This is a genomic window from Brevibacterium sp., from assembly GCF_052105255.1.
In the GTDB taxonomy this organism is placed as follows: Bacteria; Actinomycetota; Actinomycetes; order Actinomycetales; family Brevibacteriaceae; genus Brevibacterium; species Brevibacterium linens_B.
In genome coordinates this window covers 1-12748 of sequence record NZ_JBQDYQ010000027.1, presented here as the reverse complement: position 1 = coordinate 12748, position 12748 = coordinate 1, and the positions used below count along the sequence as shown (strand labels likewise).

Below are 12748 nucleotides of genomic sequence, written 5' to 3'. Positions count from 1 at the left end.
TGCCGCGGTACCACCTCGCTTATCCGCAGGTCTGGCCGTTGAGGTCAGTCTGAGGATCGCTCATTGACTAAGACGATGACGGGTCCACCCGTCCGGGTCTACTGAGAACGCAGCGATCAGGACACTGATTCCGTTCTTCCGGATGCTCCCCGGTGATGGCCGGATCGACGCAAGACAATCGTATACCGTCGACGCCGCCCGAGACCACCCGGCGGGCCACTGCCGAAGTTCATCCTCGAGGCGGCCGCGGGCAGAAGCCGTGAGCGGTCACAGTCCCCGATTGCGGGCGACCTTGTGCTGGGCGGCCTGGGCGATGGGCCTGATGACCATGAGATCGACGTTGAAGTGGTGAGGCCGGGTGAGTGTATACACGATGGCATCGGCGACGTCGTCCGCGGTCAGCGGATTCTCGACTCCTTCGTAGACCTTCGCGGCCTTCGCTTCGTCACCGCCGACGCGTTTGTAGGTGAACTCATCGGTGGCGACCATTCCGGGGGCGATCTCGATGACGCGCACGGGTTCGCCGGCAAGTTCGAGTCGCAGGGTCGCCGCAATGGAGTGGGTGCCGTGCTTCGCAGCGACATAGCCTGCGCCTCCTTCGTAGGCCTGATGACCCGCGGTCGAGGACATGACCACGATGTCTCCGCGGCCGGAGTCGATGAGAGCCGGAAGCAGGGCCTTGACCACGCGCAGCACACCGAGGACGTTGATATCGAACATGTCGCGCCACCCGTCGACCGATGCCTCGGCGACGGTGTCTGTTCCGAAGGCGGCCCCGGCATTGGCCACGAGGGAGTGGACGACTCCCCCGGCGAGCACCTGCTCGGCCATGGACGCCACGGCGGCGTCATCGGTGAGGTCGGCGACGATGTAGTCGGCTCCGGTCTCCTCGGCGAGGGCCTTGAGCTTGTCTTCACGGCGGGCTACCGCCACGACCTCCCAGCCCCGATCTCGCAGCTGTCTGACCGCGGCGGCACCGATTCCGGAACTGGCTCCTGTGACGACTGCTCTGAGCGTTTCCATCTGAGTTCTCCTCTGTCGGGTCTGTCGGCGGGTTTGAGTCGGGATTCCGGTCGCGGGATCTCCTGTCCGGAACTCAGTCTACGGAGTCGGCTCTCAGCCGGCAGCGGTGTCGTCTGAGCCGAGATCGCTGTCGGCAGGTCGTCTCCGGGCAGGATCGGGCGAGTCGGGTGAGACTGGGGTCTTCGGCGTGCTCGGTCGGGGGTGCGGATTGCGCGGCCCGCCTTCGCCGAAGACGGCGCGCAGACCTGGGATCTTCACGGCCAGCCAGGTGATTGCGGCGCAGACGAGCGCGTAGGCGATCGGCATGATCACGGCGTGGAGGACGACGCCGGGCACGGTGTCCGGCAGGCCCATGGCGTTGCGCACCGGGTAGAGCAGGAGCGGATGGAGGAGGAACACTCCGAAGGAATACGGGTAGAACCGGTGCAGCGGTCCGAATCCAGTGCGCATATGGAAATGCAGAAGGAGATACGCAGCGATGGAGGCGATGACGACTCCGGGGGCGAGATATTCGTAGGGGAACATCCACGGCTTCTCCCCCGGTCCCAGACCGGCCCAGACGGCGGTTCCGGCGGCCGCGATGGTGAAGCTCGCCCAGGCCACGATGGCACCCATGGCGGAGAGGACGATATCGCGCAGCACCCACCCGAGGATGTAGAAACCGGCCATCGGCAGGAACCGAGTCGCGATATTGGCTTCGCCGACGTCGAAGATCATCGACACCCACTGGTCGGTCATGCCGATGCCGAGGAAGATCAGCCCGGTCCCCCACTGCAGACGGCGGGAGCCGTGCACGCTCAGGAGGCGGAAGAACGGGGTGAGCAGGGTCAGTCCGGCGAGGACGTAGAGGAAATAGAGCTGGACGAAGGGTGAACCGGTGAGGATCGCGATGCCCGGATTCCACGTTTCATCGTCGGGCTGCAGGTAGTAGCGGCGGAACAGAACGTACACGACTGTCCAGAACACGAGGGGGATGCCGATCCGCCGGACCCGTTTGGACAGGAATTTCCGCGGTTTGGCGCCCCGGTCAGGATCGAGGGCCAGCGCGCCGGAGATCATGATGAACACCGGCACCGACCACCGGCAGGCGGAGTCGATGGTGTTGGCCAGCCACCAGTCGGGCCCCATTCCTGCGAAGTTCTCTTCGACGACGGTGCCCAGGGAATGGATGGCCACGACGGCGATGATCGCGATAGAACGTGCCGGATTCATCCACGCGGTCGACGTGGGCGGCGGATTCTCTGTCGGAATTCGGTCCAGGGGCGCCATGCGTCCATCATGTCATTGCCCGCAGCGCAGCCGACTCACTTCACTTTCAGGGTGTGAGCTCTCCCAGGCCGCCGGCCGAGGCTCGGCTGAGCCGCGAGTGCAGCGCTTGTGCTCCGGTGAGGCTTCGCCCGGCTGAGGCGCGAACCGGTTTGGCCGATCGCGGACCGGGTGAGAAAATCAGCAACTATGAACACACCTGCCTTTTCGGACTCGACGCACGAGTCAGTGAACCTGCCTGACAAACCGGCCCTCGAGGGCCTGCGGGACAAATGGGACGCCGCGTGGAGCGAGCAGAACGTCTACGCCTTCGACGTCGACACCGATCGCGAGCAGGTCTACTCGATCGACACTCCTCCGCCGACCGCCTCGGGGTCGCTGCATGTGGGACACGTGTTCTCCTACACCCAGACCGACATCATCGCCCGCTATCAGCGGATGACCGGCAAGAACGTGTTCTACCCGCTGGGATGGGATGACAACGGCCTGCCCACCGAACGACGGGTGCAGAACTACTACGGTGTCACCTGCGATCCCAGCCGGCACTACGACCCGGACTTCCAACCGCCGGAGAAGGCACCGAAGAATTCGCGCGACTTCGTCAAGGTCTCTCGCCAGAACTTCATCGAGCTGTGCGAGAAGCTCTCGGCCGAGGATGAGAAGGTGTTCGAGGACCTCTTCCGCTCCACCGGACTGTCGGTGGATTGGAAGTACACGTACCGCACTATCGATGACGATTCTCGTGCGGTGAGCCAGCGGGCATTCCTCACCGACCTGCAGAACGGCCATGCCTATTCGCAGGACGCCCCGACCATGTGGGACGTGACCTTCGGAACCGCTGTCGCACAGGCCGAACTCGAAGATCGTGAACGCGAGGGCGCTTATCACAAGGTGAAGTTCTTCCCCGAAGGCGCCGACGGCCTGGCCGACACCACGGCGGAGCCGATCATCATCCTCACTTCCCGCCCTGAGCTCATTCCCGCTGTCGTGGCGCTCGTCGCCCACCCCGACGACGAACGCTATGCCTCGCTGTTCGGCACGAATGTCGTCTCACCGCTCTTCGGCGTCAGCGTCGAGATCCGCGCCCATGAGCTCGCGAAGTCCGATAAGGGCACCGGCATCGCCATGGTCTGCACCTTCGGCGACCTCACCGACGTGACCTGGTGGCGAGAGCTCGATCTGCCGACCTGCGCGGTGATCAACCGCGGCGGCCGCCTCAACCTCGAGGTGCCCGAATGGATTGCGAGCTCGCCGAAGCCCGACGCTGTGGCCAACTATGAGGCACTGGCAGGAAAGACGACGTTCTCTGCGCGCAAGGACATTGCGCAGATGCTCGTCGACGCCGGTGATCTCATCGGTGAGATCGAGCCGATCACTCATCCGGTCCCGTTCTATGAGAAGGGCGACAAGCCGCTCGAGGTCGTCACCAGCCGTCAGTGGTACATCCGCAACGGCGGCCGTTCGGCCGAGTTGCGGGATGCGCTCATCGCCCGCGGCCGCGAGATCGAATGGCACCCGCCGTATATGCGCTCCCGCTACGAGAACTGGGTGGAGAACCTCAACGGCGATTGGCTGGTCTCCCGGCAGCGCTTCTTCGGCGTCCCGATCCCCCTGTGGTACCGACTCGATGCCGACGGCCAGCCCGACTACGAGAACCCGATCGTTCCGGAATCGCTGCCCTGCGACCCCATCGCCGAGGCTCCTGCCGGGTTCACGGAAGACCAACGCGATGTGCCCGGCGGGTTCACCGCCGATCCGGACGTGCTCGACACCTGGGCGACGTCATCGCTGACCCCGCAGCTGCTCGGCGGCTGGTCGCGGGACGAGGAATTCTTCGACAAGGTCTTCCCGTTCGACCTGCGCCCACAGGGCCACGACATCATCCGCACGTGGCTGTTCTCGACCGTCGTCCGGGCGAACTCGCTCAATGATGCGGCACCGTGGAGACATGCCGGTCTCTCGGGCTGGATCCTCGATCCGGACCGGAAGAAGATGTCGAAGTCGAAGGGCAATGTGGTCGTGCCCTCCGACATCCTCGGCGAGGCGAAGCCCGGCTTCGGTCCTGACGCCGTGCGCTACTGGGCCGCCAGTGCGAAGCTCGGCGCTGATACCGCCTATGACGTCACGCAGATGCAGATCGGACGCCGACTGGCCATGAAGCTGCTGAATGCGTCGAAGTTCGCTCTGGCTCAGGGCGTGCACGCCGGTCTCATCGGTCAGCTCGGGGCCGTCACCCACGACCTCGATCGGGCCCTGCTGGCGAAGCTGGCCGACGTCGTCGCACAGGCGGGAACGCATATGGCTGCCTACGACTACTCTCACGCTCTGCGTGTGACCGAGAGCTTCTTCTGGGAGTTCACCGACGACTACGTCGAACTCGTCAAGGATCGCTCCTACGGTTCTGTCGGGTCCGACGATCAGATGTCCGCCCATGTCACCCTGGCTACGGCCCTGGACGTGCTGCTGCGTCTCTTCGCACCGTTCACACCGTTCGTCACCGAAGAGGTCTGGTCCTGGTGGCGCACCGGTTCGGTCCACCGTGCACAGTGGCCGGCCGATGAGGCTCTGAGCCACCCCGGCTCGACCGTCGAGCCCGAGCTCCTGGCTGCGGTGGCTGCGGCACTGACCGAGATCCGCCGCACGAAGACCGAGGCCAAGGTCTCACAGAAGACCGAGGTCGCCTCGGTGACCATCCAGGCACCGGCCACCGTCGTCTCCGCGATCAAGTCGGCAGAAGGCGACCTCAGGGCCGCGGGCCGCATCAAGTCGCTGACAACTGAGGAAGCCGGCGAGGAGATCGCCATCGCCGCGATCAGTTTCGTCGAACAGAACTGAGCTGAGAACGAACCGGAGCTCCGAGCCGGTCTGAGTCCCGGTCGCATCGTTCAGAGCCCCACGGCTCCCGCTGCTCCGCCTCTGCGGAGGCGCGGGAGCCGTGGGGCTAGTCGCATGTTCCGGAACGGGCACACGAACGGAAGGAGTCCAGCGGGCTCTGCCCGTAATATGGTTCTCGACCACCGAAGCACCACCGCAGTCCTCCTTGAACGAAAGGCTCCCAGAACCGTGAGAAGCGAACTGTTTTCCAAGCGCAACGCCGAGATCCAGAACCAGCAGCGGTGGACGCTCCAGTCGAACAAAATGCTGCGTTCGGTGGTCACGCCGAACGCTCCGATGATCGCCACCAAAGGCGCCATGGTCGCCTACCAGGGAGATGTCCACTTCACCCACCAGGGGTCGAATTCGGTCGGCCAGTTCATGAAGAAGGCGGCCACCGGGGAGGGCGGCAATGTCATGCGCGTCGAGGGACACGGTGAAGTGTTCTTCGCCCGGGAGGCGTCGAACATCTTCATGATGGCGCTCGAAGGACCACAGGACGCGCTGACCGTCAACACCGCTAATCTGCTCGCCTTCGACGACGCTCTCAGTTGGGAGATCAAGCGCATCAAGGGCGGAGTCGGTGCCATGGTCAGCGGGTCCGGTCTGTTCAACCTCGAACTTGCAGGCCAGGGTACAGCCGCCATCTGCTGCAAGGGCGAGCCCATGGTCCTCGACTGCTCGCAGCAGCCGACCTTCGTCGACCCGCAAGCCGCTGTGTGCTGGTCCTCGGCACTGGCCCCGCAGATCAAGACCGACGTCAGCGTCGGCACCTTCTTCGGTCGCGGTTCCGGTGAGTCCGTGCAGCTGGCCTTCCACGGTCCCGGCTTCGTCGTCGTCCAGCCCGCGGAGAACGCCGTCTACTCGGCTGCCACCAGCTGACACGCCAGGCGGCCGCCCGCTGCCTGACCACGCATCCTCGACCTGCTGCTTCGGCAGCGGGTCGGGGGTGTCGTCGTCTCTCCCGGGCAGCTGCTCATGTGGCCGCATCGGGCACCCCTCACCCGTCGTCACTCAACACACTGGAGCAACAGGGTGTTTTGGCAGGACGGGTGAGGGCAGCATCGGGAGGTTTTACCGCTGTCAGTGTGGCGTGAGAGCAGCGATGGGTGTTGCTGTGGCAGATGTGCTCCCGCCTGGACATCACGACAGAAGATCAGGCGGTGGGGACAGTGTGTTCGCGGCCGCTGCGTTCGACCCGGTATTCCCGGAATGTCGGAAAGGCCACCGCACAGACGAGCACGAGGACGATGACGGCAATGCCGCCGCCCGCCGAGGCGACCGTGGTGTCGGTGACGGCCGCGACGGAGCCGTGGAGGACGTCAGCAATGCGAGGTCCGCCGGCGACGACGACGATGAACACTCCCTGCATCCGACCGCGCATCGCATCGGTGGCGGCCTCCTGGAGCATCGTCTGCCGAAAAGCACCGGAGACGATATCGGCTCCTCCGCCGACCGCCATCGCAGCCAATGCGACGACGAGCGCGGTCAGCCAGAACCCCGCCGCCAGCTCAAGCGACATCCCGAAGACCGTCATGGCCGCGCCCCAGACGACGATGGCGACGATGACGGCGAGCCCCTGACGCTGCACGCGTGAGACCCATCCGGAGAAGATCCCGGCCAAGGCGCTGCCGCCGGCCAGAGCGGCGAAGAGCAGCGAGAACACGATGCCGCCTTCGGGTGGGCCGTCGAAGGTCTCGGCCGCGATCTGCGGAAACAGTGCCCGCGGCATTCCGAAGACCATCGCAATGATGTCGACCAGCAGAGAGACCATGACGACGGTGTTCGTCCGCAGGTACCGGAATCCATCGACGATTCCTTTGAGTCCCGACCGTGTATCGGGCTGCTTCTGCGGCAGCAGCGACGGCAGCCGGACCACCGCATAGAGCGTGGCGAAGAGGAACACGGCATCGATGACGTAGAGCAGCTGGTACCCGAACAGCGGAATCAGCGCTCCGCCGACGACAGGGCCGACGACGGCGCCCACAGTTATCACGGTCATATTCAGAGAATTCGCCGCCGGCAGCAGATCGAGCGGGATGATCGAGGGCAGCAGGGCACCCCTCGCCGGCTGGTTGAGTGCGAAGAATGCCTGCTGCATGGAAAACACCGACAGCAGCAGCCAGACGTTGTCGACGCTGAGCACCGCGATGAGTGCGAGTATCGCGCTCGTGACGATCAGCCCGACGGTCGAGATGACGAGCAGCCTGCGACGGTCGATGACATCGGCCAGGGACCCGCCCCATAGCCCGAAGACGATGAGCGGCACCAGACCGAACGCACCGGCGAGCCCGACGTAGCCGGACGATCCGGTGATATGGAAGATCTGCGCGGGAATCGCCACCACCGTCATCTGCGCACCGACGACGGTGACGATATTGGCCGACCACAGCCGTCGAAAGGACGCGTACCGCAGCGGGCGCGTGTCAGCCAGGAGTCTCATGCGTTGTGAGACTCAGGCAGACTTCTTATTCGTCCTGTTCCGTGACTTCGGCACGAGGGTCGGGGCGACGTTCGATTCGACGACGTCCTTGGTCACGACCACCTCGGCGATGTCCTCGCGTGAGGGCACATCGAACATGACCGGCTGCAGGACCTCCTCCATGATGGAGCGCAGTCCGCGCGCGCCGGTACCGCGCAGAAGAGCGAGGTCGGCGATGGCCTCGAGCGCCTCGGTCTCGAAGGTCAGGGACACGTTGTCGAACTCGAACATCCGCTGATACTGCTTGACCAGCGCGTTCTTCGGCTCAGTGAGAATAGACATCAGCGCGGCACGGTCGAGGTTCGACACGGTGGCCAGCACCGGGAGGCGACCGATGAATTCGGGGATGAGGCCGAACTTGAGCAGATCCTCCGGGAGGATGTCCGCGTAGAGGTCCTCTTCGTCGTTCTTCGACTGCAGAAGGGCACCGAAGCCGATCCCGTGCTTGCCCTTGCGGCCGGCCACGATCTCTTCCATTCCGGCGAACGCGCCCGCGACGATGAAGAGCACGTTGGTGGTGTCGATCTGCAGGAAGTCCTGATGCGGGTGCTTGCGTCCGCCCTGCGGCGGAACCGACGCCTGGGTGCCTTCGAGGATCTTCAGCAGCGCCTGCTGCACGCCCTCGCCGGACACATCACGGGTGATCGACGGATTCTCCGACTTGCGGGCGATCTTATCGATCTCGTCGATGTAGATGATGCCGTGCTCGGCGCGCTGGATGTCGAAGTCCGCGGCCTGGATGAGCTTGAGCAGGATGTTCTCAACGTCTTCGCCGACGTAGCCGGCCTCGGTCAGCGCGGTGGCGTCGGCGACCGCGAAGGGGACGTTGAGGCGTTTGGCCAGCGACTGCGCGAGGTAGGTCTTTCCCGAACCGGTGGGTCCGACGAGCAGAATGTTCGACTTCGCGATCTCAACCTCGGAGTCGCCGGAGCCGAGGGTCTTCTCGTCACCCGACTGCAGCGATCGGATGCGCTTGTAGTGGTTGTAGACGGCTACTGACAAGGCCTTCTTCGCCGGTTCCTGACCGACCACGTATTCCTGGAGGAAGTCGAAGATCTCGCGGGGTTTGGGCAGTTCGAGCTCGGCCTGCTCCGGACTGGATTCGCTGAGTTCCTCTTCGATGATCTCATTGCACAATCCGATGCATTCATCGCAGATGTAAACACCAGGTCCGGCGATGAGTTTTCGAACCTGCTTCTGAGACTTCCCACAGAAGTTGCATTTGAGCAGGTCTGCTCCGTCCGCACTGCGAGCCACTGTCACAACCTTTCGCCAGGACGCTTGGTCCCAACTCTACCGCTCGTGTTTCCTGTACCTCAATAGCTTCCCATACGTGGCGGACACGAGCCCCCAGCCACGTCTCGGTGTGTCGGCGGGCAGAACCGGGAACGGGTCCGCACGATCGCAATCGCACGGACCCGTTCTCAGCGCTGATCAGCGCTGACAGCGGTGATCAGTTCGCGTCCTTGCGCGAAGAGAGCACCTGATCGACGAGACCGTAGTCCTTGGCCTGAGCGGCCGTGAGGAAGAGGTCGCGTTCGATGTCGTTCGAGATCTGCGTGGCCTCCTTGTTCGAGTGCTTGGCCAGAGTTGCCTCCAGCCATTCGCGCATCCGCAGCACCTCCGCGGCCTGGATCTCGAGGTCGGAGGCCTGCCCCTGCCCCTGGCCCTGCATCGCGGGCTGGTGGATGAGCACACGCGCATTCGGCAGTGCGAGTCGCTTACCAGGAGTACCTGCGGCCAGCAGCACGGCGGCTGCGGACGCGGCCTGACCGAGGCAGACGGTCTGGATCTCGGGTTTGACGTACTGCATCGTGTCGTAGATGGCCGTCATCGCGGTGAACGAACCGCCGGGCGAGTTGATGTAGAGAGTGATGTCGCGGTCCGGATCCTGCGATTCGAGCACCAACAGCTGGGCCATGACATCGTCGGCGGACGTGTCATCGACCTGGGCGCCCAGGAACACCACACGATCGTCGAAGAGCTTCGTGTAGGGATCCTGGCGCTTGAAGCCATAGGGTGTGCGCTCTTCGAACTGCGGCATGACATAACGCGACTGCGGCATGTTCGACGCCGTCGAACCCGGCATAAAGTTCATTGAATTCATTCTTCCCTCACTCCTGCTCAGTTGTTCTCGACGTCGGACGCGCGGGTGACCATCTTGTCGATGAATCCGTATTCGAGCGCCTCTTCGGCGGTGAACCAGTGGTCGCGGTCGTTGTCCTGGAGGATCTGCTCGAGCGACTTCCCGGTCTGCTGAGCAGTCAGTTCGGCCATCTGCTTCTTCATGTGCAGGATCAGTTCGGCCTGGATCTTGATGTCCGTGGCGGTTCCCCCGATGCCGCCCAGCGGCTGGTGCATGAGGATGCGGGCGTGCGGGGTGGCGTAGCGCTTGCCCGGGGTGCCCGAGGAGAGCAGGAACTGTCCCATCGAGGCGGCCATTCCCATGGCCACGGTGGAGACATCGGGCTTGATGTACTGCATCGTGTCGTAGATGGCCATTCCGGCGGTGACGGAGCCGCCGGGCGAGTTGATGTAGAGCGAGATGTCCGCTTCGGGATCTTCGGCAGCCAGCAGCATCATCTGCGCGCAGATGGCGTTCGCGTTGTCGTCACGCACTTCCGAACCGAGCCAGATGATGCGCTCTTTGAGAAGACGATTGAAGATGTGGTCGTCCAGACCCATTCCCCCACCGGCGTCGAGGCCGACGGGAGCTGTCATGTCGTATGCGCTCACGTTTCACTCCTGTGTTCTGTGGATGGCTTGTTATGGACTCTAACCGCTCTCCCCCGGGTTTTAGTCCGCGGCGAGGCCTGTGTTCGCCCTCAGCGTGATCGGGACCTGCGCAGATGCGAAGACGGTGGATACGGATCACGATCCGTACCCACCGTCTCATCAGGATTCCACCGCCGAGGCGGCTGACCCTCAGTTCTCTTCGGCGGCCTCTGCAGGTGCTTCGGCGTCAGCTTCCGCGCTCTGCGCGGTCGAGTCGGCATCCTCGGCGCCGGCTTCCTCGACGTCGTCACCGGCGGAGGTGAAGGCCTCCATGTCGACGACGTTTCCGGCGGTGTCCTTGACCGTGGCACCGGCGAGGACGGCGGCCAGGGCCTTGCGGCGCGAGACCTCGCCGACCAGCGCATTGACCTGGCCGGAGCTGTCGAGCATCTGGGCGAACTCGTTGGGGTTCATTCCGTACTGCTGCGAAGCGGAGATCAGGTACTCGATGAGTTCTGGCTGGCTGACCTCGACGTTCTCGGCTTCGGAGACCGCATCGAGGATGAACTGCGTGCGCAGGTTGCGCTCGGTCTCCTCGGTGACCTCCTTGCGGTGCTCATCGTCGTCCGAACGGTTCTCGGACTCGAGGTGACGCTCGACCTCGTCGGTGACGATCTTGGCCGGGACCGGGACGTCGAGGGTCTCGATGAGATGTTCGAGGACCTTGTCCCGTGCCTGGACGCCCTGCTCGGTCTCCTTGGCTTTGCCGGCCTGGACACGCAGGTCCTCCCGCAGTTCGTCGATCGTGTCGAACTCGCTGGCCAGCTGAGCGAAGTCGTCGTCGGCCTCGGGCAGTTCACGTTCTTTCACAGCGCCCAGGGTGATCTTCACAGTGCCCTGTTCGCCGGCGTGCTCGCCGCCTGCGAAGGTGGTCTCGAAGGTCGTGGTCTCTCCGGCGGAGAGGCCGTCGAGCGCTTCGTCCATGCCTTCGAGCATCGTTCCGGCACCGACCTGGTAGGAGATGTCGGAGGCGGTGTCGATCTCTTCGTCGCCGACAGTAGCGACGAGGTCGAGGGTGACGAAGTCGTCCTTGGCCGCGGGGCGGTCCACGGCGACGAGGGTTCCGAAGCGGGTGCGCAGCTGCTCCAGCTCTTCGTCCACATCGGCGTCGGTGACCTCGATGGGATCGACTTCGATGTTGATCGTGTCGTAGGCAGGCAGTTCGACCTCGGGCCGCACATCGACCTCGACGGTGAAGCTCAGTTCGCCGTCTTCGGTTCCGTCGAGACCGGGAACCTCGGAGATCTCGACCTCGGGCTGGCCCATCGGCTTGAGGTCATGCTCTTCGACCGCGTTGCGGTAGAAGTCGTCAAGTCCGTTGTTGATGGCTTCCTGGATCACAGCAGGACGGCCGATGCGCTGATCGATGATGCGCGCGGGGACCTTGCCCTTACGGAACCCGGGGACGGTGACCTGGGCCCCGATGGTCTTGTATGCCTCGTCGACGCTCGGTTTGAGTTCGGCGTATGGGACTTCCACGCTGATCTTGACCCGGGTGGGGTCGAGTTGCTCGACGGAGCTCTTCACAGTGTGACCTTTCAAATTCGACAGTCATGCATTTTCGGTCATCTCCGACCTGATCATCCGGGTTCGTGACCGCTGGCGGCCATCTCACAGCCTGATCGGTCATCTCGTGACCTTAGAGGGAGCGAAAGTCCACGAATAGTTCGCGCACGTCCGCAAGACGCAATCCCCTATGTTACGCGAAACCCCACCCGATACGCGAAACCGGGGTGATTTCATGAGCTCGTTCCACCTCGGCGCCCGTAGAGTTCGTCGAGGGTGATGATGACGTTGGCCGCCGTCCACGACAGCGGCGCCACGGAGACCGGATCGCCGTCTCCGCTGATCTTCTCCGGCAGAGACCCTGCGCTCGTGCGGTGTTCTGCCAGCCAGTCGAGAATCGATTCGGCTCGCTCGCTGAACCCGAGGCGCGCGAAGCCGAGCCCCATGAGCGACGTCGACGGCGTCCAGCTGGACCGGTCGATGATCCAGCCGTGTCCGGGCTTGATCCCTCCGGCCGGCTGTTCGAGTCGGTCCCAGGCTCCGGCGAGAAGCTCGGGTTCGAGCGCGTAGATCCCGTCCGCCGCATTCGGCACGAGTCCGGCGGCGGGCAGGTAGGCGATGGCCGAATCGGATCCGCCCGAGGTGGGGTACCGCTGCATCCCATTGGCACCGAAGGTTCGGGTGAAGGTCGCTCGATAGTCATCGACAACGCGCCGGACATCGTCCTCTCCCCCACCGAGGCGGCTCCACAGATCCCCATCAACCTTAGCCTTGATCCACCGATCTGCTTGATGTCCGGGGGCTCACTCGAATTTGAGCTCG

At 64.0% G+C, this 12748-nt stretch carries 10 protein-coding genes; 2 read left to right on the top strand and 8 right to left on the bottom strand.

The annotated features are described in order from the left end of the window. Positions 1-267: 267 nt before the first annotated feature. Both ACTIIH_RS09170 and ACTIIH_RS09165 read right to left on the bottom strand, forming a co-directional pair. A complete protein-coding gene (locus ACTIIH_RS09170; RefSeq protein WP_441451517.1) occupies positions 268-1023 on the bottom strand; it encodes an SDR family oxidoreductase in 756 nt (251 codons plus the stop codon). A 93-nt stretch (positions 1024-1116) separates the two neighbouring features. Beyond that, on the bottom strand, positions 1117-2292 hold the full coding sequence (locus tag ACTIIH_RS09165; RefSeq protein ID WP_441451516.1) for an acyltransferase: 1176 nt from the start codon (positions 2290-2292) through the stop codon (positions 1117-1119). Positions 2293-2478: 186 nt separating this feature from the next. Between ACTIIH_RS09165 and valS the strand changes: the two genes are divergently transcribed. After that, on the top strand, positions 2479-5124 hold the full coding sequence (gene valS, locus ACTIIH_RS09160; RefSeq protein ID WP_441451515.1) for a valine--tRNA ligase: 2646 nt from the start codon (positions 2479-2481) through the stop codon (positions 5122-5124). 228 nt (positions 5125-5352) lie between these two features. Next, entirely contained in the window at positions 5353-6045 is a 693-nt protein-coding gene (locus tag ACTIIH_RS09155; protein WP_441451514.1) for an AIM24 family protein, read from the top strand. A gap of 274 nt (positions 6046-6319) precedes the next feature. Here the strand turns inward: ACTIIH_RS09155 and ACTIIH_RS09150 are convergent, their stop codons facing one another. The 6 genes from ACTIIH_RS09150 to ACTIIH_RS09125 form a co-directional block, all read right to left on the bottom strand. After that, positions 6320-7606, bottom strand: coding sequence for an MFS transporter (locus ACTIIH_RS09150; protein WP_441451513.1), 1287 nt, complete (start codon positions 7604-7606; stop codon positions 6320-6322). A gap of 12 nt (positions 7607-7618) precedes the next feature. Then, on the bottom strand, positions 7619-8902 hold the full coding sequence (clpX, locus tag ACTIIH_RS09145) for an ATP-dependent Clp protease ATP-binding subunit ClpX (RefSeq protein WP_441451512.1): 1284 nt from the start codon (positions 8900-8902) through the stop codon (positions 7619-7621). A gap of 196 nt (positions 8903-9098) precedes the next feature. Further along, a complete protein-coding gene (locus ACTIIH_RS09140; protein ID WP_169252137.1) occupies positions 9099-9743 on the bottom strand; it encodes an ATP-dependent Clp protease proteolytic subunit in 645 nt (214 codons plus the stop codon). A 26-nt stretch (positions 9744-9769) separates the two neighbouring features. After that, the gene (locus tag ACTIIH_RS09135) at positions 9770-10366 is read right to left on the bottom strand and encodes an ATP-dependent Clp protease proteolytic subunit (protein ID WP_101545567.1); all 597 of its coding nucleotides are present in this window, start codon (positions 10364-10366) and stop codon (positions 9770-9772) included. A 204-nt stretch (positions 10367-10570) separates the two neighbouring features. Beyond that, positions 10571-11947: a trigger factor gene (gene tig, locus ACTIIH_RS09130; protein WP_441451511.1), complete on the bottom strand. Its 1377-nt coding sequence runs from the start codon at positions 11945-11947 to the stop codon at positions 10571-10573. A gap of 212 nt (positions 11948-12159) precedes the next feature. Then, entirely contained in the window at positions 12160-12585 is a 426-nt protein-coding gene (locus tag ACTIIH_RS09125) for a hypothetical protein (protein WP_441451510.1), read from the bottom strand. Positions 12586-12748 lie beyond the last annotated feature (163 nt).

Excerpts from the sequence above, each read along its gene's own strand:
- ACTIIH_RS09170 (WP_441451517.1), bottom strand. The coding sequence starts at position 1,023 with ATGGAAACGCTCAGAGCAGTCGTCACAGGAGCCAGTTCCGGAATCGGT.
- ACTIIH_RS09165 (WP_441451516.1), bottom strand. The coding sequence starts at position 2,292 with ATGGCGCCCCTGGACCGAATTCCGACAGAGAATCCGCCGCCCACGTCG.
- valS (WP_441451515.1), top strand. The coding sequence starts at position 2,479 with ATGAACACACCTGCCTTTTCGGACTCGACGCACGAGTCAGTGAACCTG.
- ACTIIH_RS09150 (WP_441451513.1), bottom strand. The coding sequence starts at position 7,606 with ATGAGACTCCTGGCTGACACGCGCCCGCTGCGGTACGCGTCCTTTCGA.
- ACTIIH_RS09140 (WP_169252137.1), bottom strand. The coding sequence starts at position 9,743 with ATGAACTTTATGCCGGGTTCGACGGCGTCGAACATGCCGCAGTCGCGT.
- ACTIIH_RS09135 (WP_101545567.1), bottom strand. The coding sequence starts at position 10,366 with ATGACAGCTCCCGTCGGCCTCGACGCCGGTGGGGGAATGGGTCTGGAC.
- ACTIIH_RS09125 (WP_441451510.1), bottom strand. The coding sequence starts at position 12,585 with ATGCAGCGGTACCCCACCTCGGGCGGATCCGATTCGGCCATCGCCTAC.